A 21697-nucleotide genomic window follows, 5' to 3' on the forward strand; every position below is an offset into this window, starting at 1 on the left:
CATGCCTAAAATCACTAAATTAGAAGTACAAAAGAAGAACAAAGAACGTTTTAATCTATATCTCGATAATCAATTTGAGATGGGGATAGATATTGATACACTTGTTAAATTTAATTTAAAGAAAGATCAAGTACTAGAAGCCGCAGAAATGGAGCAGATTCAAAAATATGACCATTATCGAAGAGGTTTAAATATAGCAATTCAATATCTTTCATTTAGAAAGCGTACTGAAAGAGAAGTACGTCAACATTTAATAAAAAATGACATTTCTGAAGAAGCGCTGCAACAAGTGATAGATTATTGTTACCAAGAAAAATTAATAGATCATTATGATTATGCTGAAAGTTTGAAAAACACTATGATCAATACAACGGATAAGGGACCTGAAACTTATAAACAAAAATTGTATCAAGCTGGTATTGAAACTAATATTATAGATGAATATACTGCTCTATACATAGAACAACAACCAATGGAAGATATCATCAAAGTAGCGAGTAAAGTAATTAAAACTAAAAAAGGTCCAACTTCAAAAGTTAAACAAAAAACAATGACTGCTTTAATGCAAAAAGGATTTACGATAGAAAAAATCAAACAAGCCATGGATGAACTTGATTTTTCACAGGACGAAGAACAACTTGACGATATGTTACAAACTGATTTAGAAAAAACATATCAAAAGCATCAAAGAAAATATGAAGGGCAACAACTAGTAAGAAAAACGATAGAAACGCTTATGAGAAAAGGCTATAAATATGATAAAATTAAATCTAAATTAGAAGAAAGTGGTATCGAAAATGGAACAGAAGAAATTGAGTGAAATGTCTGAGCCAGAATTAAGACATGAAATACAAACTTATAAAGAAAAAATGAGAAAAGCAGAAATGAACGGTATTTTGAATGAATATGACGTTTATCAAAGTAAAGTAATTGTAGCTGAAAGTTATTTAGTTGATCGTAATAAAATTGAATTAGGCAGAATCTATCAATTAAATGATGGCAGTGATCAATATTTTAAAGTGGAAAGATTAAAAGGTATATTCGCTTGGGGATTTAGAATTAAAAGTAGCGAACCCGAAGAAGGTTTACCAATTGCATTATTAAAATTATAGAAGGATGAAAAGAAATGGGAAGTTCAATCGTTTTAAAGTTACTTAAAGTTACTCATTATTATAGAAATAAAAAAACTAAAAAATGGTACTTACCTTTTGGATACGCCGCTGAAGATATTGATTTAAATAATGTCTCACTACATATTTATCAAGGTGAGGCCTTAGGTATTATCGGTGAACCAGGTTCTTCTAAAAAATTAATAGGTAGATTATTATCAGGATCTATTCACCCTGATAAAGGAAAATTAGTTCAAAGTGATCATGTATATTATGGAGATATTGAAGACCGAAAAATTGTAAACCAAACTGTGAAAGATTACGTTAAGCACATTGTTGAACTATTTTCATATAAAGTCTCTGATTATAAATACGATCAAGTCATTCAATATGCCCATTTAGATGAAAAACAACTCGTTTCACAATTAACCAAACAAGAATTTGCTCAGTTACTACTAAGTATAGCCAGATCATCTAAATCAAATATCATTATTTTGAATCATGTTCTTCAATATTTAGATGAATCTTTTACAAATCGAGCGATAGAGCTATCAAATGATTATATCAATCATAACCAAACGATTGTTTTTATTGATGATGACGTTGATAAAATAGAACAAGTGAGTAACTATATTACTTGGGTCTCACACGGACAGATTCGTATGGAAGGGTCTCTTAAACAAGTAATTCCTGTATTTAAAGATCATGAAAGAGACCGAAAAAGTATTGAATCAAAAGAAGAACTTTCATCATTTGATCTTGATTGGAAAAAAAGTCGAACAAGAATGCCTGAGATGACTTATAATTTTAAAAGAATTGAACGATATAATCATGCCAAACCACCAATATTTTTGGTAAGATTTTGGACTTTAATGACCAGTTTTCTAATTGGATTAGCACTTATGGGTATTCTTTTATTTAATAATTTAGGAATAATAAATATCTCAGCGGGGAATCAAACTCCACTTCAAACACAAACTAAAGATACATATGAAAATAAATTAGCTTATGGAATAGCATTAAAAGGAAGCGTTAAAATTTCAGGTTCAAATAATCTAACCTTACCTAAATATAGTGTCGTTACTATTGATGGAGAAAATAGTAAAAATTATCGATTAAATGAAAGTGGAAAAAGTTATACCGTAGCTAAAAGTAAACTAGAATATTTTAATCCAGCTGGTTTGTATGAAAAGCATAGTTTCAAAACTTTATCTCCATATATTAAATCCAACTATAGTAAGTATGTAGAATACTTCAATAGTCATTTACACAAAGACCACGATACAGTAAAAAAATCACTAGTCCCTGAAGAAGATAATCGTTTTGTTGCTGACGTGACTTCTCAACCGATTAAGATGATTTTTAATGATGATAATCAGTTAAACGGTTTTGTGATGCCTATTGTTAATAAAAGTGAATTGAAAGATAAATTCAACATTAATAAAGATGTTTGGATTTGTAAATCTGGTGATGGATACTTTATTGCCGATATGAAAGATAATAAGTGGATATATATTGAATTGTAGGTGTAAGTATGATCGATAGTATAATTATTTATTTTAAAAATTTACCACACGTTTTAAATTATTCTTTGAAACATGTTAAAAACTTATGGAAATGGTTTACGGTAAGTTTTATAGTTGGATTAGTCTTAATATTTGCGATAGAAATATTTTTCAAGGTGACAAACGCAACAGAAATGATACAAGGTGTATGGTTATATAGACTTTTAACTTTGTTAGGATTTGGGTACATCGTCCTCAGCTTATTTTTATGTTATAAAATATACGCTAAAGATTATATGATTACTAAATCGTTTAAAATATCCCCAGTAACACCCATAGTAGTTACTACAATTGTTGGAGGTATTTTACTATTTGTACTTATGACAATTATTGCAATATGGAAACCAATTAATTTTGAAAGTTCATTACTAGCTACAATATATTTTATTTTAGTAACAATAGTGTTAAATTGTTTACTATCAGTGTTATTTGGTTTAGTAAAAATCTTAAATCATAAAGCGGATATATATTTTTATATATTTTGTGTTATAGAATTTATTTTAGTACCAATTATTTATGTTCCTAAAACACATTTGACAATGATTGGACATGTATTGATGTTAAATCCATTTTATTATGTAACTAATGGTTTAGCACAATCAGTGTTGTTTGGCAGAATAAGTCTAGCTAATATACCTTATCATTTATATATACTATGTTTCATCTTGATGTTATGTTTAATTAATTTTGCGTTATCTCGTTTTGTATCTCATGCTAAATATAGAAATAAAAATAAAAATACACAATCAACTATTCAATCTAATCATTTTTCAAGTAATGCTAATCATATAAAAGATAGTGACAATAGTGAAATTGATAAAAATAATAATTAAAATATAAAAAGCCAAGGTATAGGACTCATGTATTTTGCATATCCATCAAGTTAACTTAAGCAGTTTACTTTTAAGGATTACATTATTACATGTCCTTGAACCTTGGCTATTATTATTTTGCGAATAATTTACGTTGTAATTTGTCTTCACTAAATACCCAACCAATATAAGAATGATCTATTTCATTTTGAGATGTTAGATGGGCAATAGCAACAAATGCATAATGATCATTATTTAAATATCTTAAATCCATTAATCGAATTTCTGTAGAACCATCATCTAATGGCGTTGTTTGCCAACGATATATAGAAGAAAAGTTTAAAAATGTTCTTATATCTTTATTACTTTTAACTTTCCATAATAATGAGTCGATAGATAAATGTTGACGTTTAACTTTATCACTAAAAACAATATTTCGACCATGTGATCTACCAACATAATCATGTTCGTCTGTTTGAATAGCAATACGCCATTCCATAAATTTCATTGTAGGAATTACAAATACTTTTACAGGGTTATGCTCTTGTTTAATTTGCTTTAATGCTTGTTTCTTTAAGAAAGATTGCATTTTAAATCGGATTATATAATAAATGATTAAAATACCGATTATTGGAAAGAATGCCAAATAAGGATGTACCCCTAATACCCATAACACCACGCCTATACATAATATAATGAATATAATTGGATCAAACGTGTTAATAACGCCGAGTTGTATCCATTTATTAGTAATTGGTCTTAAAGCTTGTGTTCCATATGAGTTGAAAATATCAACAAACACATGTAAAAAAACTGCTAATTGTGCCCACATCCATATATGTAATGGGGATGTGTGGTTGAATATAACAAATATTAAAAATGTAATTAATATTGGCCATAATATAGTGAATGGAATAGAGTGCGTAATGCCTCTATGATGGGAAATATAAGTTGAATTATCTTTTAATTTTAAAACCGTATCCCCATCAGGTATAAGGGAACCTGCAATCAGTGTTGTGGCACTTGCCGCGAATGTGCCTGACATCGCTGGATCTTGAGTTGCAAGTGCAGTAAGTCCAACTCCAATAACAATGTGCGTGGCTGTGTCCATTTATGTTCACTCTTTTCATCTTAATTTATAATATATTATAATCTAAAAGTTAGAATAACAAAATCAACTCACATTAATAATGTGTTATTCTTATTTATCATGTAAGTAAAATATCCATTAAAATCAAATTGAAACATTAAATCATTGTTCAGGAAGGGAAATATATGTATTTAGAAGAAAATTTCAAAGATAATATTGTACATTGGTTTAATAACAATCAACGTTCAATGCCTTGGAGAGAGACTACTAATCCTTATTATATATGGTTAAGTGAAGTTATGTTACAACAAACACAAGTCAAAACAGTTATAGATTATTATGATAGATTCACTCATCGTTTTCCTACAATAGCCGATTTGAGTGAAGCAAATGAGGATGAGGTACTCAAATATTGGGAAGGACTTGGTTATTATAGCCGAGCAAGAAACTTTCATCATGCAGTCAAAGAAGTACAATGTGATTATAATGGAATAGTCCCATCTGATCCTGAAAATTTTAAATCTTTAAAAGGTGTCGGACCATATACTCAAGCAGCAGTAATGAGTATTGCATTTGACCATCCACTTCCTACAGTTGATGGTAATGTTTTTAGAGTTTGGTCAAGATTAAATAACGATAGTAGTGATATAAAGCTCCAATCTACACGTAAAACATTTGAACAACAGTTATTACCTTATGTTCAAGATGAAGCTGGAACGTTTAACCAATCAATGATGGAATTAGGTGCGCTTATCTGTACACCTAAAAACCCACTTTGTATGTTTTGTCCAGTTCAAGAAAATTGTGAAGCCTTTGATAAAGGAACAGTATTAGATTTACCAGTTAAAACCAAAAATATTAAAAAGAAAACCATTGAACAAAGTGTCTTTTTAATTCGAAATCATAAAGGACAATATTTATTAGAAAAAAGACAGGAAAGGTTATTGAATGGTATGTGGGAATTTCCAATGTTTGAAGCCTCTAATGCTATTTCAGAAATATCTCATAAACTAAAACATGACATAGAACCTTTACCAGAACATATATTTAAATTAAAACATCAATTTACACACTTAACTTGGAATATTAAAGTCTATAGTGTGCCTGAAACTATAGATATAAATGAAAAGGATTTACCTGATAATATGGTTTGGTTTGATTTATCTAATCGAGATGATTATTCATTTCCAGTATCAATGGATAAAATATATCAATTTATTGAAGGATAGGTTTCTTTAAAACAAAAATAATAATAAATCATTTTACTTATTTATAATCCAATAAAATCTAACTATTACTTAAATTTAATGACGTGAAAGTACAGAAGTAGTTTGAAAATATGATATAATCTAAATGGTTAAAAAGTATAAAGGTGGTGTGGAGTATGGTAAAAGAATCCATACCTAAAGAAGGACAAGACATCAAAATTCAAAGTTATAAACATGATGGAAATATTCATCGCGTTTGGTCTGAAACAACCATTTTAAAAGGTACAGATCATGTGATTATTGGTGGGAATGATCACACGTTAGTAACAGAAAGTGATGGTCGCACTTGGATTACAAGAGAACCAGCTATTGTCTATTTTCATTCTGAATATTGGTTTAATGTGATTTGTATGTTTCGTGAAGATGGTGTTTATTATTATTGTAATTTATCTTCACCATTTGTTTGTGATGAAGAAGCCTTAAAATACATCGACTATGATTTGGATATTAAAGTTTATCCTAATGGGAAATACCATTTATTAGATGAAGATGAGTATGAGCAACATATGAATCAAATGAATTATCCTCACGATATAGATGTTATTTTAAGAAGAAGTGTAGATATTTTACAACAGTGGATAGAACAGAAAAAAGGGCCTTTCGCTCCTGATTTTATCAAAGTTTGGAAAGAGCGATATAAAAAAATTAGGGATTATTAAGCAAATTAGATGTAAAACGATATGAGATGGTTTATATTATTCAATGTTGCATTGATTTAATTAAATAAACATTGATAGTTTAGATAAAACAATCTCTATTAACTAAAATTATATTTGTTAATCGTATCAATCAGAGGTTGAGATATGTTAGTCAATTGTTGCGGAATAATTTAATTAATTATTAGCTTATGTATACTAATGATTAATTGAAATGATATTCCAAGGCGATTCATCATATCCAACCTCTGTTCAATTTTAAAAAGATCAATTTAAAAAATATTATATGGGGGGATTAAAATAATGATTAAACGATATTTAAAGTTTGTTAAACCATATAAATATCGTATTATTGCTACTATTATAGTTGGTATTATTAAATTTGGTATACCAATGTTAATTCCATTGCTTATTAAATATGCAATAGATGGTGTTATCAATAATCATTCACTTAGTGATAGCGAAAAATACTCACACCTAGCCATAGTTATAGGTATTGCCCTATTTATCTTTTTAATTGTTAGACCGCCAATTGAATTTATAAGACAATATCTAGCTCAATGGACAAGTAATAAAATATTATATGATATAAGAAAGCAACTTTATAATCACTTACAAGCATTGAGTGCACGTTTCTATGCTAATAACCAAGTAGGGCAAGTTATTTCACGAGTGATTAATGATGTGGAACAAACAAAAGATTTTATTTTAACAGGATTAATGAATATTTGGCTTGATTGCATAACAATAATAATAGCATTAACAATTATGTTCTTCCTTGATGTTAAACTGACTTTTGCTGCATTATTTATTTTCCCATTCTATATCTTAACGGTTTATTTCTTCTTTGGACGTTTAAGAAAATTAACAAGAGTAAGATCTCAAGCTTTAGCAGAAGTTCAAGGATTTTTACATGAACGTGTACAAGGAATGTCTGTTATTAAAAGCTTTGCAATTGAAGATAATGAAGCGGGTAATTTCGATCACCGTAATAAAAACTTTTTACAAAAAGCATTTCAACATACGAGATGGAATGCATATTCTTTTGCTGCAATTAATACTGTGACAGATATAGGCCCAATTATTGTCATTGGTGTCGGTGCTTACTTAGCAATAAGTGGTTCTATTACAGTAGGGACATTAGCTGCATTCGTTGGTTATTTAGAACAATTATTCGGTCCTTTAAGACGATTAGTATCTTCTTTTACAACATTAACTCAAAGCTTTGCGTCAATGGATCGTGTCTTCCAATTAATAGATGAAGATTATGACATAAAAAATGGTATTGGCGCTCAACCAATCGAAATTAAAAATGGTCAAATTGAATTAAAACATGTTGGGTTCAAATATAATGAAAATGAACAAGACATTTTAAAAGATATTAATTTGACTATTCATAAAGGTGAGACCGTTGCCTTCGTAGGAATGAGTGGTGGAGGTAAGTCAACACTTATTAATTTAATACCTCGGTTTTATGATGTTACAGAAGGAGAAATTCTTGTTGATAACCACAATGTTAAAGATTTCTTAACAGGTAGCCTAAGAAATCAAATTGGTTTAGTTCAACAAGATAATATCTTATTTTCCGATACGGTTAAGGAGAACATTCTACTAGGCCGACCTGATGCTTCAGACGAAGAAGTTATTGAAGCAGCTAAAATGGCTAATGCTCATGAATTTATAATGAATCTTCAAGATGGATACGACACAGAAGTTGGTGAACGTGGCGTGAAATTATCAGGTGGTCAAAAACAAAGACTATCTATTGCACGTATATTCTTAAATGATCCACCAATTTTAATCTTAGATGAAGCTACTAGTGCATTAGATTTAGAAAGTGAAGCAATTATTCAAGAAGCACTAGATGTTTTAAGTAAAGATCGTACGACGTTAATCGTAGCACATAGACTTTCAACAATTACTCATGCAGACAAAATTGTAGTTATAGAAAATGGTGAAATTGTTGAAATGGGTACACACCAACAATTAATTGATAAAAAAGGTGCTTATGAGCATTTATATAGCATACAAAATTTATAATAATAAAAAAGAGCTTAAGGCAAATGTTGAATTGCCTTAAGCTCTTTTGCTATATAGTTCTAATTAATTTATAAATAGCTTAGATTGATAATTAAATAAGTTTAAAAGCTATAAGTCAAAATCTTCATCAGCAATATCAATATCAGTATCATTGCGATGGTAAGTAAAGAAACTAATACGAAGTCTATCTAAATGTTCCAAATGATATCTATATTCTTCTATTGCTGCGATAATTTGCATAATATTAGCATAAGAATAATTAGTTTGATATGGATTTTGAATTAATTCATTTTGAAAAGCAGTCATAAGTTCTTTTTTAAGTGGGTTATCAACTTCATATTGCAATTGTGTGACTTTAAATTTAGCCTTTTTAGATAAACTTTTTAAAATTTGCTCGTGGAAAGCAATTAATGAGTCTAATTCCAATTTAATTTGTAATAACAATTGATTATTTAGTTGATGTAAATCATTTGGGTAACGTGACATTTTGTTTAATACTTCATAAGCTAATCTAGTTGTTCTTACTACTTCTTTAAATAGAATTTTCTTTCTATATTGTTCAAATATATTCTTTTTTAATAAAGGTCTTTCTTCATGATAGAAGTCGTAAATCTTTTCGAGTTTATCGATTCTAGAATTCAGTTGATCGCCATCTTGTTTAATATTATTAAATTCAGAAGTGTCATTTAATACCAATTTAAACCAAACGAAGATATCGGAGGTAATATTTACAGAATTATAATAAATTTTAGTTTCGAATTTTGGAGGTAAGAATAATAAATTTACTACTGAAGAACTTAGTACTCCAATCATAACTAAAACAAATCTGTAAAATGCAGCGACATAAAATGAACCAGAGACTTGGCCCATAATGATTAATGCTGTGACACTTGCTAATGTAGCAACATGTGCAAGATTAAATCGGAATAAAATTGCGATTAATACGATAACTGTAACACCCATAATTATAAAATTATTACTAAAGATTGTAACCATGGTAACAGCTAATAATGCGCCAATAATATTACCGATAGCTTGATCAGAAACAGTTTTAATAGACTTATAAACACTAGGTTGCATTGCGACAACTGCACTGACACCGGCTAATGCTTTTAGACCAATATTATTAGGAAGTAAAGAAGCGATAGACATAGCTAGTATGATTGCTATACCTGTTTTAAAAATCCGAGCTCCTAGTCTCAAAAAGAAGCGCTCCTTTTATTTTTATTGAATAAAATTTTAAATTCGTATTCATTATTGTTATACACTGACTAATCATAAATTTCAAGTGAATACAATAGTGTAGCTTTTGAAATATAACATTATATAACAAATCGCTAGTCAAATTATTTTAAATGAACACACAATCAGTTTAACTAAAGATATTTTTATAAAATGATAAAAGCTCCTTCAAAGTCCATTTAAAATGATTACAATGAGGGAGCAAATATGGTTAATGATATAGCACTTATTTCATTTGACTAAATGCATAGTCAGCTGCTTCTAGTGTTTTATCAATATCTTCTTCTGTATGTTCCGTAGTTAAGAACCATGCTTCAAATTTTGAAGGTGCTAAATTAATACCTTGGTTAAGCATTAATTTAAAGAATTTAGCAAATGCTTCGCCATCTGAGTTTTCGACTTGTTCATAGTGAGTAATTTTTTCATCAGTAAAGTATAACGTTAATGAACCATAAATTCGATTGATAGTTGCAGTAATATTATGTTTGTCTATTAATTTTAGTAGCCCATCTTCTAAACGTTTACCTAATTGATCTAATCTTTCATAAACACCATCTTGTTCTAATACTTCAAGTAATGCAATACCAGCTTTCATTGAGAGTGGGTTACCTGCCATTGTACCAGCTTGGTATGCAGGTCCAAGTGGAGCAACATGTTCCATAATATCTTGTCTTCCACCGTATCCACCAATTGGTAGTCCGCCACCAATGATTTTACCAAATGCAGTTAAATCTGGAATCACACCAAGTAAGTCTTGTGCTGCACCATAATGGAATCTAAATGCTGTAATGACTTCATCATAAATTACTAAACTGCCGTTATCATGTGTAATACGGTTCACTTCTTCTAAAAATCCTGGTTCCGGCATAACCATACCGAAGTTACCAACAATAGGTTCAACTAAAACGGCTGCAATTTCATCTCCCCAATGATCAATAGCTTCTTTATAAGATTCAATATCATTAAATGGTACTGTGATTACTTCTCTAGCAACGCTTTCAGGAACACCAGCTGAATCGGGGGAACCTAATTGTGAAGGACCACTACCAGCAGCAACTAATACTAGATCAGAATGGCCATGATAAGAACCAGCGAATTTAATGATTTTATTACGTTTTGTATAAGCACGAGCAACTCTAATCGTTGTCATAACAGCTTCTGTACCAGAATTAACAAATCTGATCTTTTCTAATGAAGGAATAGCTTCACGTAACTTTTTACTAAAATCGATTTCTAATTCAGTTGGTGTACCATATAGCACACCTTTAGCAGCTTGATCTTGGATAGCTTTAGTTATATGTGGATGAGCATGACCAGTAATAATTGGTCCATAAGCTTGTAAATAATCAATAAACTTATTACCATCTACATCATATAAATAAGCGCCTTTACCTTCTTTCATTACTACAGGAGCTCCACCGCCAACTGCTTTATAAGAACGAGAAGGTGAATTAACGCCACCTAATATATATTCATTAGATAATTCCTGAAGTCTTTCGCTTTCAGTAAATTTCATTTTATCAACCTCTTTTAATTTAATATTGTCGACTATTATCGTATCATAAAATTAACATAATGAAGAAATAGGTGATTAAATGTTAAAAAAAGGTGATAAGTTCCCAGAGTTTTCTCTAGAAAATCAGAATGGAGAATTAGTATCGAACGAAACAATTAAAGGACAAACGACAATACTTTACTTTTATCCAAGAGATAATACACCTACTTGTACAACAGAAGCGTGTGATTTTAGAGATAATATCGAACTTTTTAATGATTTAAACGTGAATATTTATGGTGTTAGTGGAGATTCTAAGAAAAAACATCAAAATTTCATAGAAAAACATCAGTTAAACTTTGATTTATTAGTAGATGAAGATTTCTTACTTTCTAAAGAGACTGGGGTTTATCAACTGAAAAAATCATTTGGTAAAGAAAGTATGGGAATAGTTCGTACAACATTTGTTATAGATGAAAAAGGAATTATAAAAGATATTATCGAGAAAGTTAAGGTTAAAACACAGATTGATGAGTTAAAAAATATATTGGAGTGATAATCTATGAAGGTTGTAAGTCTGTTTAGATTAGGCGAATTAGAAGATGAGTTAGTAGAGAAATTCCCACAAGTAGATTTTAAGTTTATTAAAAAAGCTAAAAATATACCATTTGAAGACAGACAATCTTTAGATATATTAATAGGTTATGATGGTGAATTAGATGAATCTTTTTTAAAAGATTGCCCAAATCTTAAATGGATCGCATGGTATGCGACAGGTGTTAATTCATTACCATTAGATTATTTGAAAAATCATAATATTAAACTAACTAATAGTAGGGGAGTACAAGCAAAACAACTTTCTGAATTTATCTTAGCGTTCATATTAGATGATTATAAAAAAATGAGAACATCATTTATTAACCAACAAAATAAAGTGTATGATTCTAAAATGGTAGGAAGACGATTAAGTGGGGACAAAGTATTATTTTTAGGTACTGGTGCGATTGCAAGTCGTGCTGCAAAGTTAGCCAAAGCATTTGATATGCAGGTAATTGGTTTGAGTAACTCCGGAAAAGATAAAGAGTGGTTCGATGAAGTATATAAAATAGAAAAATTGAATGAAGTTATTGGAGAAGTTGATATTATTATCAATGCTTTACCTGAAACAAATGAAACAATTCATTTATTACAATATGATCACTTTAAACAAATGAGTAACGATGCACTTTTTATTAATGTTGGACGAGGTACTATAGTTAAAGAAACTACAATTCTAAAAGTATTGAAAGAAAACTTAATTAGACATGCTTATTTAGATGTATTTGAAAATGAACCATTAGATGAAAACAATCCATTATATGAATTAGATAATGTAACAATAACAGCACACATTACTGGTAATGATAATAATATAAATAAAGAAGTAACGGATATATTTGTGAATAACTTGAAACATTTTCTCAATAACAAAGATTTAATTGAGAATATAGTTGATTTAAATAAGGGATATTAATTAAAATACTGCAGTTATATTGACAATTTTAATTCGCAACAGTTATATTAATATTAAGTAATAATAATTATTAACTAGAAAGATGGTGAAAAAATGAGTGCGGAATTAGAATCTATAGAACATGAGCTTGAAGAATCAATTACATCATTGAGAAAAGCGGGAATCCGTATTACTCCTCAAAGACAAGCAATTATTAAATTTATGATTTCTTCAAAAACACATCCAAGTGCCGACGAAATATATCAAGCACTTTCACCAGATTTTCCTAATATAAGTGTTGCGACTATCTACAACAATTTAAGAGTATTTAAAGACATTGGCTTAGTTAAAGAACTCACATATGGTGATTCATCAAGTCGCTTTGATTTCAATACTCATAATCACTACCACATTATTTGTGAAAAGTGTGGAAAGATTGTTGATTTTCATTATCCTCAATTAGATGAGGTAGAACAACTAGCACAGCACGTAACAGAGTTCGACGTAACACATCATCGTATGGAAATTTATGGGATCTGTAAAGATTGTAAGGAAAAAGAATAATAAGTTGTTTACTTATACATTATATTCTTACACAAATAATAGTTTTAAATAAAACCATGTTTATTCTAAATAAGAATAGACATGGTTTTTATTTACTTCAACAATCTGTATAACATGAGCACTGATTAATTGCGAAATTATGATGTGACAATTAGATTTATATTTTAGACGCTTATTAGGAAAGACAGATTAAAATAAAAGAGAAATCGTTAATGTTAAATAAACAAACTAGAATGTAGGGAGAATTACAAAAGATTAGTTAGATTAATATACTGTATATTAAAATAGAGAATATATGAGATTATTGTGCACTCAAACAATTAATAGTAACTATAGTGGTAAATTTAAACCAAAATAGTGTATGAAATTCGTTGACGATAAACAAATTAATTGATACTATATAAAAGTCGTCAAAATGATGTTAAGTTATTTGAAAGGTTTTATTAACTTTTTAAATGAAATATTAACAAAGTGTAATTTTGACTATTGAACTTTCAACTTAAACATTATATTATAGTTCTTGTTGAGTTATTAAACAACAATTTAATTTTAAAAAAAGAAATTAAATTTATTCTTGACTTAACAAAACGGACGCGATATAATAAGATATTGTAAGTGAAAAAAACGAACATTGAAAACTGAATGACAATATGTCAACGTTAATTCCAATAATGTAACGAAAGTTACAACAATTAATTTAGTTTTTATGAGCTAATCAAACATCATAATTTTTTATGGAGAGTTTGATCCTGGCTCAGGATGAACGCTGGCGGCGTGCCTAATACATGCAAGTCGAGCGAACAGATAAGGAGCTTGCTCCTTTGACGTTAGCGGCGGACGGGTGAGTAACACGTGGATAACCTACCTATAAGACTGGGATAACTTCGGGAAACCGGAGCTAATACCGGATAAGATTTTGAACCGCATGGTTCAATAGTGAAAGACGGCCTTGCTGTCACTTATAGATGGATCCGCGCCGTATTAGCTAGTTGGTAAGGTAACGGCTTACCAAGGCAACGATACGTAGCCGACCTGAGAGGGTGATCGGCCACACTGGAACTGAGACACGGTCCAGACTCCTACGGGAGGCAGCAGTAGGGAATCTTCCGCAATGGGCGAAAGCCTGACGGAGCAACGCCGCGTGAGTGATGAAGGTCTTCGGATCGTAAAACTCTGTTATCAGGGAAGAACAAACGTGTAAGTAACTGTGCACGTCTTGACGGTACCTGATCAGAAAGCCACGGCTAACTACGTGCCAGCAGCCGCGGTAATACGTAGGTGGCAAGCGTTATCCGGAATTATTGGGCGTAAAGCGCGCGTAGGCGGTTTTTTAAGTCTGATGTGAAAGCCCACGGCTCAACCGTGGAGGGTCATTGGAAACTGGAAAACTTGAGTGCAGAAGAGGAAAGTGGAATTCCATGTGTAGCGGTGAAATGCGCAGAGATATGGAGGAACACCAGTGGCGAAGGCGACTTTCTGGTCTGTAACTGACGCTGATGTGCGAAAGCGTGGGGATCAAACAGGATTAGATACCCTGGTAGTCCACGCCGTAAACGATGAGTGCTAAGTGTTAGGGGGTTTCCGCCCCTTAGTGCTGCAGCTAACGCATTAAGCACTCCGCCTGGGGAGTACGACCGCAAGGTTGAAACTCAAAGGAATTGACGGGGACCCGCACAAGCGGTGGAGCATGTGGTTTAATTCGAAGCAACGCGAAGAACCTTACCAAATCTTGACATCCTTTGACCGCTCTAGAGATAGAGTTTTCCCCTTCGGGGGACAAAGTGACAGGTGGTGCATGGTTGTCGTCAGCTCGTGTCGTGAGATGTTGGGTTAAGTCCCGCAACGAGCGCAACCCTTAAGCTTAGTTGCCATCATTAAGTTGGGCACTCTAAGTTGACTGCCGGTGACAAACCGGAGGAAGGTGGGGATGACGTCAAATCATCATGCCCCTTATGATTTGGGCTACACACGTGCTACAATGGACAATACAAAGGGCAGCTAAACCGCGAGGTCAAGCAAATCCCATAAAGTTGTTCTCAGTTCGGATTGTAGTCTGCAACTCGACTACATGAAGCTGGAATCGCTAGTAATCGTAGATCAGCATGCTACGGTGAATACGTTCCCGGGTCTTGTACACACCGCCCGTCACACCACGAGAGTTTGTAACACCCGAAGCCGGTGGAGTAACCATTTATGGAGCTAGCCGTCGAAGGTGGGACAAATGATTGGGGTGAAGTCGTAACAAGGTAGCCGTATCGGAAGGTGCGGCTGGATCACCTCCTTTCTAAGGATATATTCGGAACATCTTCGTAGAAGATGAAGGAATAACATTGACATATTGTATTCAGTTTTGATTGTTTGTTTTACAAATAATTAATGGGCCTATAGCTCAGCTGGTTAGAGCGCACGCCTGATAAGCGTGAGGTCGGTGGTTCGAGTCCACTTAGGCCCACCATTAATTCAATATTTTATTTGGGGGCTTAGCTCAGATGGGAGAGCGCCTGCTTTGCACGCAGGAGGTCAGCGGTTCGATCCCGCTAGTCTCCACCATATAAATTGTACATTGAAAACTAGATAAGTAAGTAAAATATAGATTTTACCAAGCAAAACCGAGTGAATTAGAGTTTTAAAGCTTGAATTCATAAGAAATAATCGCTAGTGTTCGAAAGAACACTCACAAGATTAATAACGCGTTTCCTGTAGGATGGAAACATAGATTAAGTTATTAAGGGCGCACGGTGGATGCCTTGGCACTAGAAGCCGAAGAAGGACGTTACTAACGACGATATGCTTTGGGGAGCTGTAAGTAAGCGTTGATCCAGAGATTTCCGAATGGGGAAACCCAACATGAGTTATGTCATGTTATCGATATGTGAATACATAGCATATCAGAAGGCAGACCCGGAGAACTGAAACATCTTAGTACCCGGAGGAAGAGAAAGAAAAATCGATTCCCTGAGTAGCGGCGAGCGAAACGGGAAGAGCCCAAACCAACAAGCTTGCTTGTTGGGGTTGTAGGACACTCTATACGGAGTTACAAAAGTATATATTAGACGAATCATCTGGAAAGTTGAATCAAAGAAGGTAATAATCCTGTAGTCGAAAATATATACTCTCTTGAGTGGATCCTGAGTACGACGGAGCACGTGAAATTCCGTCGGAATCTGGGAGGACCATCTCCTAAGGCTAAATACTCTCTAGTGACCGATAGTGAACCAGTACCGTGAGGGAAAGGTGAAAAGTACCCCGGAAGGGGAGTGAAAGAGAACTTGAAACCGTGTGCTTACAAGTAGTCAGAGCCCGTTAATGGGTGATGGCGTGCCTTTTGTAGAATGAACCGGCGAGTTACGATTTGATGCAAGGTTAAGCAGTGAATGTGGAGCCGTAGCGAAAGCGAGTCTGAATAGGGCGTTGAGTATTTGGTCGTAGACCCGAAACCAGGTGATCTACCCTTGGTCAGGTTGAAGTTCAGGTAACACTGAATGGAGGACCGAACCGACTTACGTTGAAAAGTGAGCGGATGAACTGAGGGTAGCGGAGAAATTCCAATCGAACCTGGAGATAGCTGGTTCTCTCCGAAATAGCTTTAGGGCTAGCCTCAAGTGATGATTATTGGAGGTAGAGCACTGTTTGGACGAGGGGCCCTTCTCGGGTTACCGAATTCAGACAAACTCCGAATGCCAATCAATTTAACTTGGGAGTCAGAACATGGGTGATAAGGTCCGTGTTCGAAAGGGAAACAGCCCAGACCACCAGCTAAGGTCCCAAAATATATGTTAAGTGGAAAAGGATGTGGCGTTGCCCAGACAACTAGGATGTTGGCTTAGAAGCAGCCATCATTTAAAGAGTGCGTAATAGCTCACTAGTCGAGTGACACTGCGCCGAAAATGTACCGGGGCTAAACATATTACCGAAGCTGTGGATTGTCCGTAGGACAATGGTAGGAGAGCGTTCTAAGGGCGTTGAAGCATGATCGCAAGGACATGTGGAGCGCTTAGAAGTGAGAATGCCGGTGTGAGTAGCGAAAGACGGGTGAGAATCCCGTCCACCGATTGACTAAGGTTTCCAGAGGAAGGCTCGTCCGCTCTGGGTTAGTCGGGTCCTAAGCTGAGGCCGACAGGCGTAGGCGATGGATAACAGGTTGATATTCCTGTACCACCTAGTATCGTTTTAATCGATGGGGGGACGCAGTAGGATAGGCGAAGCGTGCTATTGGATTGCACGTCCAAGCAGTAAGACTGAGTGTTAGGCAAATCCGGCGCTCATAAGGTCAAGCTGTGATGGGGAGAGGAAATTGTTTCCTCGAGTCGTTGATTTCACACTGCCAAGAAAAGCCTCTAGATAGATAACAGGTGCCCGTACCGCAAACCGACACAGGTAGTCAAGATGAGAATTCTAAGGTGAGCGAGCGAACTCTCGTTAAGGAACTCGGCAAAATGACCCCGTAACTTCGGGAGAAGGGGTGCTCTTTAGGGTTAACGCCCAGAAGAGCCGCAGTGAATAGGCCCAAGCGACTGTTTATCAAAAACACAGGTCTCTGCTAAACCGTAAGGTGATGTATAGGGGCTGACGCCTGCCCGGTGCTGGAAGGTTAAGAGGAGTAGTTAGCTTCTGCGAAGCTACGAATCGAAGCCCCAGTAAACGGCGGCCGTAACTATAACGGTCCTAAGGTAGCGAAATTCCTTGTCGGGTAAGTTCCGACCCGCACGAAAGGCGTAACGATTTGGGCACTGTCTCAACGAGAGACTCGGTGAAATCATAGTACCTGTGAAGATGCAGGTTACCCGCGACAGGACGGAAAGACCCCGTGGAGCTTTACTGTAGCCTGATATTGAAATTCGGCACAGCTTGTACAGGATAGGTAGGAGCCTTTGAAACGTGAGCGCTAGCTTACGTGGAGGCATTGGTGGGATACTACCCTAGCTGTGTTGGCTTTCTAACCCGCACCACTTATCGTGGTGGGAGACAGTGTCAGGTGGGCAGTTTGACTGGGGCGGTCGCCTCCTAAAAGGTAACGGAGGCGCTCAAAGGTTCCCTCAGAATGGTTGGAAATCATTCATAGAGTGTAAAGGCATAAGGGAGCTTGACTGCGAGACTTACAAGTCGAGCAGGGTCGAAAGACGGACTTAGTGATCCGGTGGTTCCGCATGGAAGGGCCATCGCTCAACGGATAAAAGCTACCCCGGGGATAACAGGCTTATCTCCCCCAAGAGTTCACATCGACGGGGAGGTTTGGCACCTCGATGTCGGCTCATCGCATCCTGGGGCTGTAGTCGGTCCCAAGGGTTGGGCTGTTCGCCCATTAAAGCGGTACGCGAGCTGGGTTCAGAACGTCGTGAGACAGTTCGGTCCCTATCCGTCGTGGGCGTAGGAAATTTGAGAGGAGCTGTCCTTAGTACGAGAGGACCGGGATGGACATACCTCTGGTGTACCAGTTGTCGTGCCAACGGCATAGCTGGGTAGCTATGTATGGACGGGATAAGTGCTGAAAGCATCTAAGCATGAAGCCCCCCTCAAGATGAGATTTCCCAACTTCGGTTATAAGATCCCTCAAAGATGATGAGGTTAATAGGTTCGAGGTGGAAGCGTGGTGACACGTGGAGCTGACGAATACTAATCGATCGAAGACTTAATCAATTTTATGTTTTGCGACGCAAAATCATTTTACTTACTATCTAGTTTTGAATGTATAATACATTCCATTTGTCTGGTGACAATGGCAAGGAGGTCACACCTGTTCCCATGCCGAACACAGAAGTTAAGCTCCTTAGCGCCGATGGTAGTCGGACTAACGTTCCGCTAGAGTAGGACGTTGCCAGGCAAATATATTGGAGAATTAGCTCAGCTGGGAGAGCATCTGCCTTACAAGCAGAGGGTCGGCGGTTCGAACCCGTCATTCTCCACCATTTTAGTAGCCGGCCTAGCTCAATTGGTAGAGCAACTGACTTGTAATCAGTAGGTTGGGGGTTCAAGTCCTCTGGCCGGCACCAGTTTTAGAGCCATTAGCTCAGTTGGTAGAGCATCTGACTTTTAATCAGAGGGTCAGAGGTTCGAATCCTCTATGGCTCACCATTTTAATAGCGGGTGTGGCGGAATTGGCAGACGCACTAGACTTAGGATCTAGCGCCTTACGGCGTGGGGGTTCGACTCCCTTCACCCGCATATGCAGAAGTAGTTCAGCGGTAGAATACAACCTTGCCAAGGTTGGGGTCGCGGGTTCGAATCCCGTCTTCTGCTCCATTTTATAGTGCCGGGGTGGCGGAACTGGCAGACGCACAGGACTTAAAATCCTGCGGTGAGAGATCACCGTACCGGTTCGATTCCGGTCCTCGGCACCATAATATTGTTAATATGCGCCCGTAGCTCAATTGGATAGAGCGTTTGACTACGGATCAAGAGGTTATGGGTTCGACTCCTATCGGGCGCGCTTATTCTACGGGAAGTAGCTCAGCTTGGTAGAGCACTTGGTTTGGGACCAAGGGGTCGTAGGTTCGAATCCTGTCTTCCCGATAGTAACAATTAATTAGTTTAATTATGGGGGCTTAGCTCAGATGGGAGAGCGCCTGCTTTGCACGCAGGAGGTCAGCGGTTCGATCCCGCTAGTCTCCACCATATTAAATTTACAAACTAGATAACGGCGGTGTAGCTCAGCTGGCTAGAGCGTACGGTTCATACCCGTGAGGTCGGGGGTTCGATCCCCTCCACCGCCACTACTTATTAGTTGTAAGATTATATTTAGGACCTTTAGCTCAGTTGGTTAGAGCTAACGGCTCATAACCGTTCGGTCGCAGGTTCGAGTCCTGCAAGGTCCATATAATTTTGGAGGAATACCCAAGTTCGGCTGAAGGGATCGGTCTTGAAAACCGACAGGGCCTTAACGGGCCGCGGGGGTTCGAATCCCTCTTCCTCCGTTTTATATTTGGTCTCGTAGTGTAGCGGTTAACACGCCTGCCTGTCACGCAGGAGATCGCGGGTTCGATTCCCGTCGAGACCGCCATTTTATTTTAATAGCATTTTACCTATAATCATGGAGGAATACCCAAGTCCGGCTGAAGGGATCGGTCTTGAAAACCGACAGGGCCTTAACGGGCCGCGGGGGTTCGAATCCCTCTTCCTCCGTTTTTATTATTTATTATTAACGCGGGATGGAGCAGTTCGGTAGCTCGTCGGGCTCATAACCCGAAGGTCGGTGGTTCAAATCCGCCTCCCGCAATACATAGTTTTAATAGGTCTCGTAGTGTAGCGGTTAACACGCCTGCCTGTCACGCAGGAGATCGCGGGTTCGATTCCCGTCGAGACCGCCATTATTATTATGGTTCAGTAGCTCAGTTGGTAGAGCAATGGATTGAAGCTCCATGTGTCGGCAGTTCGACTCTGTCCTGAACCATTTAACAAGCCGGCCTAGCTCAACTGGTAGAGCAACTGACTTGTAATCAGTAGGTTGGGGGTTCAAGTCCTCTGGCCGGCACCATCTCTTGGAGGGGTAGCGAAGTGGCTAAACGCGGCGGACTGTAAATCCGCTCCTTCGGGTTCGGCAGTTCGAATCTGCCCCCCTCCACCATATTTAAATAGGGGCATAGTTCAACGGTAGAATAGAGGTCTCCAAAACCTTTGGTGTGGGTTCGATTCCTACTGCCCCTGCCATGGCGGTTGTGGCGAAGTGGTTAACGCATCGGATTGTGGTTCCGACATTCGAGGGTTCGATTCCCTTCAACCGCCCTTATTATTAATGGGCTATAGCCAAGCGGTAAGGCAACGGACTTTGACTCCGTCACGCGCTGGTTCGAATCCAGCTAGCCCAGTTATTGGCGGCATAGCCAAGTGGTAAGGCAGAGGTCTGCAAAACCTTTATCACCGGTTCAAATCCGGTTGCCGCCTCCAGGTTTATATTAAGCGGGAGTAGTTCAACTCTTAGAACACGTTCCTTCCCGGAACGAGGTATAGGTGCAAATCCTATCTTCCGCTCCAAATTTTATATTAAGCGGGAGTAGTTCAACTCTCAGAACACGTTCCTTCCCGGAACGAGGTATAGGTGTAAGTCCTATCTTCCGCTCCAAATTTTATATTAAGCGGGAGTAGTTCAACTCTCAGAACACATTCCTTCCCGGAATGAGGTATAGGTGCAAGTCCTATCTTCCGCTCCAAATTTTATATTAAGCGGGAGTAGTTCAACTCTTAGAACACATTCCTTCCCGGAATGAGGTATAGGTGTAAGTCCTATCTTCCGCTCCAATTACTTCCAAGTGGGAAGTTTTTTCTTTATATTGAGCCGGCGTGGCGGAATTGGCAGACGCGCGGGACTCAAAATCCCGTTCCTTTTTGGAGTGTCGGTTCGATCCCGACCGCCGGTATTATATAAATACC

General features: G+C 36.3%; 13 protein-coding genes, 30 tRNA genes and 3 rRNA genes. 43 read left to right on the plus strand and 3 right to left on the minus strand.

Annotated elements, in window-relative coordinates; all coding sequences use genetic code 11:
• Position 1 precedes the first annotated feature (1 nt).
• Genes recX through NSQ15_RS04515 form a run of 4 tightly spaced genes read left to right on the plus strand, consistent with a single transcriptional unit; the run spans position 2 to position 3507 of the window.
• Complete coding sequence (gene recX, locus NSQ15_RS04500; protein ID WP_017637842.1) at positions 2-820, plus strand: recombination regulator RecX; 819 nt, start codon at positions 2-4, stop codon at positions 818-820.
• Entirely contained in the window at positions 798-1112 is a 315-nt protein-coding gene (locus NSQ15_RS04505) for a YfhH family protein (RefSeq protein ID WP_017637841.1), read from the plus strand. Before recX ends, NSQ15_RS04505 begins: the two co-directional genes overlap by 23 nt.
• A 14-nt stretch (positions 1113-1126) precedes the next feature.
• Positions 1127-2635 (plus strand): ATP-binding cassette domain-containing protein, encoded by a 1509-nt coding sequence (locus tag NSQ15_RS04510; protein ID WP_217194181.1) that lies wholly within the window; start codon positions 1127-1129, stop codon positions 2633-2635.
• Positions 2636-2643: 8 nt separating this feature from the next.
• Complete coding sequence (locus tag NSQ15_RS04515; protein ID WP_340746969.1) at positions 2644-3507, plus strand: hypothetical protein; 864 nt, start codon at positions 2644-2646, stop codon at positions 3505-3507.
• 112 nt (positions 3508-3619) lie between these two features.
• On the opposite strand, the gene NSQ15_RS04520 is transcribed toward NSQ15_RS04515, so the two are convergent.
• Positions 3620-4597: a metal-dependent hydrolase gene (locus NSQ15_RS04520; protein WP_017637515.1), complete on the minus strand. Its 978-nt coding sequence runs from the start codon at positions 4595-4597 to the stop codon at positions 3620-3622.
• A 164-nt stretch (positions 4598-4761) separates the two neighbouring features.
• Here NSQ15_RS04520 and mutY point away from each other — a divergent pair, with 164 nt between their 5' ends.
• The 3 genes from mutY to NSQ15_RS04535 all read left to right on the plus strand — a co-directional run bounded on the left by mutY (position 4762) and on the right by NSQ15_RS04535 (position 8540).
• A complete protein-coding gene (gene mutY / locus NSQ15_RS04525; RefSeq protein ID WP_217194183.1) occupies positions 4762-5805 on the plus strand; it encodes an A/G-specific adenine glycosylase in 1044 nt (347 codons plus the stop codon).
• A 155-nt stretch (positions 5806-5960) separates the two neighbouring features.
• Positions 5961-6503: a nucleoside tri-diphosphate phosphatase gene (gene ntdP / locus NSQ15_RS04530; RefSeq protein ID WP_002452360.1), complete on the plus strand. Its 543-nt coding sequence runs from the start codon at positions 5961-5963 to the stop codon at positions 6501-6503.
• 300 nt (positions 6504-6803) lie between these two features.
• Entirely contained in the window at positions 6804-8540 is a 1737-nt protein-coding gene (locus tag NSQ15_RS04535; RefSeq protein ID WP_070452173.1) for an ABC transporter ATP-binding protein, read from the plus strand.
• Between the two features lie 108 nt (positions 8541-8648).
• Here NSQ15_RS04535 and NSQ15_RS04540 read toward each other — a convergent pair whose 3' ends face one another.
• Together NSQ15_RS04540 and NSQ15_RS04545 are read right to left on the minus strand one after the other, a co-directional pair.
• Entirely contained in the window at positions 8649-9743 is a 1095-nt protein-coding gene (locus NSQ15_RS04540) for an FUSC family protein (protein ID WP_029055999.1), read from the minus strand.
• Positions 9744-10008: 265 nt separating this feature from the next.
• Positions 10009-11298, minus strand: coding sequence for a glutamate-1-semialdehyde 2,1-aminomutase (locus NSQ15_RS04545; protein WP_070452176.1), 1290 nt, complete (start codon positions 11296-11298; stop codon positions 10009-10011).
• Positions 11299-11377: 79 nt separating this feature from the next.
• Here NSQ15_RS04545 and bcp point away from each other — a divergent pair, with 79 nt between their 5' ends.
• The 36 genes from bcp (at position 11378) to NSQ15_RS04725 (ending at position 21684) form a co-directional block, all read left to right on the plus strand.
• Entirely contained in the window at positions 11378-11833 is a 456-nt protein-coding gene (gene bcp / locus NSQ15_RS04550) for a thioredoxin-dependent thiol peroxidase (RefSeq protein WP_070452179.1), read from the plus strand.
• Between the two features lie 6 nt (positions 11834-11839).
• On the plus strand, positions 11840-12790 hold the full coding sequence (locus NSQ15_RS04555; RefSeq protein WP_029055996.1) for a phosphoglycerate dehydrogenase: 951 nt from the start codon (positions 11840-11842) through the stop codon (positions 12788-12790).
• 93 nt (positions 12791-12883) lie between these two features.
• The gene (perR, locus tag NSQ15_RS04560) at positions 12884-13333 is read left to right on the plus strand and encodes a peroxide-responsive transcriptional repressor PerR (RefSeq protein ID WP_017636959.1); all 450 of its coding nucleotides are present in this window, start codon (positions 12884-12886) and stop codon (positions 13331-13333) included.
• Positions 13334-14064: 731 nt separating this feature from the next.
• Positions 14065-15617: ribosomal RNA gene (locus NSQ15_RS04565) — 16S ribosomal RNA — on the plus strand.
• Between the two features lie 94 nt (positions 15618-15711).
• Positions 15712-15788, plus strand: a tRNA-Ile gene (locus NSQ15_RS04570).
• A 19-nt stretch (positions 15789-15807) separates the two neighbouring features.
• Positions 15808-15883 (plus strand) — tRNA-Ala (locus tag NSQ15_RS04575).
• Between the two features lie 165 nt (positions 15884-16048).
• A 23S ribosomal RNA gene (locus tag NSQ15_RS04580) occupies positions 16049-18970 on the plus strand.
• 69 nt (positions 18971-19039) lie between these two features.
• Positions 19040-19154 (plus strand): 5S ribosomal RNA (rrf, locus tag NSQ15_RS04585).
• The 16S, 23S and 5S rRNA genes sit together here with 30 tRNA genes alongside, the layout of an rRNA operon.
• Before the next feature lie 9 nt (positions 19155-19163).
• A tRNA-Val gene (locus tag NSQ15_RS04590) sits at positions 19164-19239 on the plus strand.
• 8 nt (positions 19240-19247) lie between these two features.
• Positions 19248-19323, plus strand: a tRNA-Thr gene (locus tag NSQ15_RS04595).
• Positions 19324-19329: 6 nt separating this feature from the next.
• Positions 19330-19405, plus strand: a tRNA-Lys gene (locus NSQ15_RS04600).
• Positions 19406-19413: 8 nt separating this feature from the next.
• A tRNA-Leu gene (locus NSQ15_RS04605) sits at positions 19414-19495 on the plus strand.
• 3 nt (positions 19496-19498) lie between these two features.
• Positions 19499-19573: transfer RNA gene (locus NSQ15_RS04610), tRNA-Gly, on the plus strand.
• A 9-nt stretch (positions 19574-19582) separates the two neighbouring features.
• Positions 19583-19671: transfer RNA gene (locus NSQ15_RS04615), tRNA-Leu, on the plus strand.
• A 15-nt stretch (positions 19672-19686) separates the two neighbouring features.
• A tRNA-Arg gene (locus NSQ15_RS04620) sits at positions 19687-19760 on the plus strand.
• Positions 19761-19769: 9 nt separating this feature from the next.
• Positions 19770-19843, plus strand: a tRNA-Pro gene (locus NSQ15_RS04625).
• 26 nt (positions 19844-19869) lie between these two features.
• Positions 19870-19945 (plus strand) — tRNA-Ala (locus tag NSQ15_RS04630).
• A gap of 24 nt (positions 19946-19969) precedes the next feature.
• A tRNA-Met gene (locus NSQ15_RS04635) sits at positions 19970-20043 on the plus strand.
• Between the two features lie 28 nt (positions 20044-20071).
• Positions 20072-20145: transfer RNA gene (locus tag NSQ15_RS04640), tRNA-Ile, on the plus strand.
• 9 nt (positions 20146-20154) lie between these two features.
• Positions 20155-20244 (plus strand) — tRNA-Ser (locus NSQ15_RS04645).
• A gap of 10 nt (positions 20245-20254) precedes the next feature.
• Positions 20255-20330: transfer RNA gene (locus tag NSQ15_RS04650), tRNA-Asp, on the plus strand.
• 32 nt (positions 20331-20362) lie between these two features.
• Positions 20363-20452 (plus strand) — tRNA-Ser (locus tag NSQ15_RS04655).
• Between the two features lie 20 nt (positions 20453-20472).
• A tRNA-Met gene (locus tag NSQ15_RS04660) sits at positions 20473-20546 on the plus strand.
• A gap of 15 nt (positions 20547-20561) precedes the next feature.
• Positions 20562-20637 (plus strand) — tRNA-Asp (locus NSQ15_RS04665).
• A 10-nt stretch (positions 20638-20647) separates the two neighbouring features.
• Positions 20648-20720, plus strand: a tRNA-Phe gene (locus NSQ15_RS04670).
• Positions 20721-20728: 8 nt separating this feature from the next.
• Positions 20729-20804 (plus strand) — tRNA-Thr (locus NSQ15_RS04675).
• A 6-nt stretch (positions 20805-20810) separates the two neighbouring features.
• Positions 20811-20894: transfer RNA gene (locus tag NSQ15_RS04680), tRNA-Tyr, on the plus strand.
• 9 nt (positions 20895-20903) lie between these two features.
• A tRNA-Trp gene (locus NSQ15_RS04685) sits at positions 20904-20977 on the plus strand.
• Positions 20978-20979: 2 nt separating this feature from the next.
• Positions 20980-21052, plus strand: a tRNA-His gene (locus NSQ15_RS04690).
• Between the two features lie 11 nt (positions 21053-21063).
• Positions 21064-21135: transfer RNA gene (locus tag NSQ15_RS04695), tRNA-Gln, on the plus strand.
• 5 nt (positions 21136-21140) lie between these two features.
• Positions 21141-21214 (plus strand) — tRNA-Cys (locus NSQ15_RS04700).
• A gap of 12 nt (positions 21215-21226) precedes the next feature.
• Positions 21227-21301: transfer RNA gene (locus tag NSQ15_RS04705), tRNA-Gly, on the plus strand.
• 13 nt (positions 21302-21314) lie between these two features.
• Positions 21315-21389: transfer RNA gene (locus tag NSQ15_RS04710), tRNA-Gly, on the plus strand.
• 13 nt (positions 21390-21402) lie between these two features.
• Positions 21403-21477 (plus strand) — tRNA-Gly (locus tag NSQ15_RS04715).
• Between the two features lie 13 nt (positions 21478-21490).
• Positions 21491-21565 (plus strand) — tRNA-Gly (locus tag NSQ15_RS04720).
• A gap of 36 nt (positions 21566-21601) precedes the next feature.
• Positions 21602-21684 (plus strand) — tRNA-Leu (locus tag NSQ15_RS04725).
• The last annotated feature ends 13 nt before the right edge of the window (positions 21685-21697 follow it).

The organism is Staphylococcus sp. FSL W8-0774, assembly GCF_038006785.1.
Taxonomy (GTDB): Bacteria; Bacillota; Bacilli; order Staphylococcales; family Staphylococcaceae; genus Staphylococcus; species Staphylococcus pasteuri.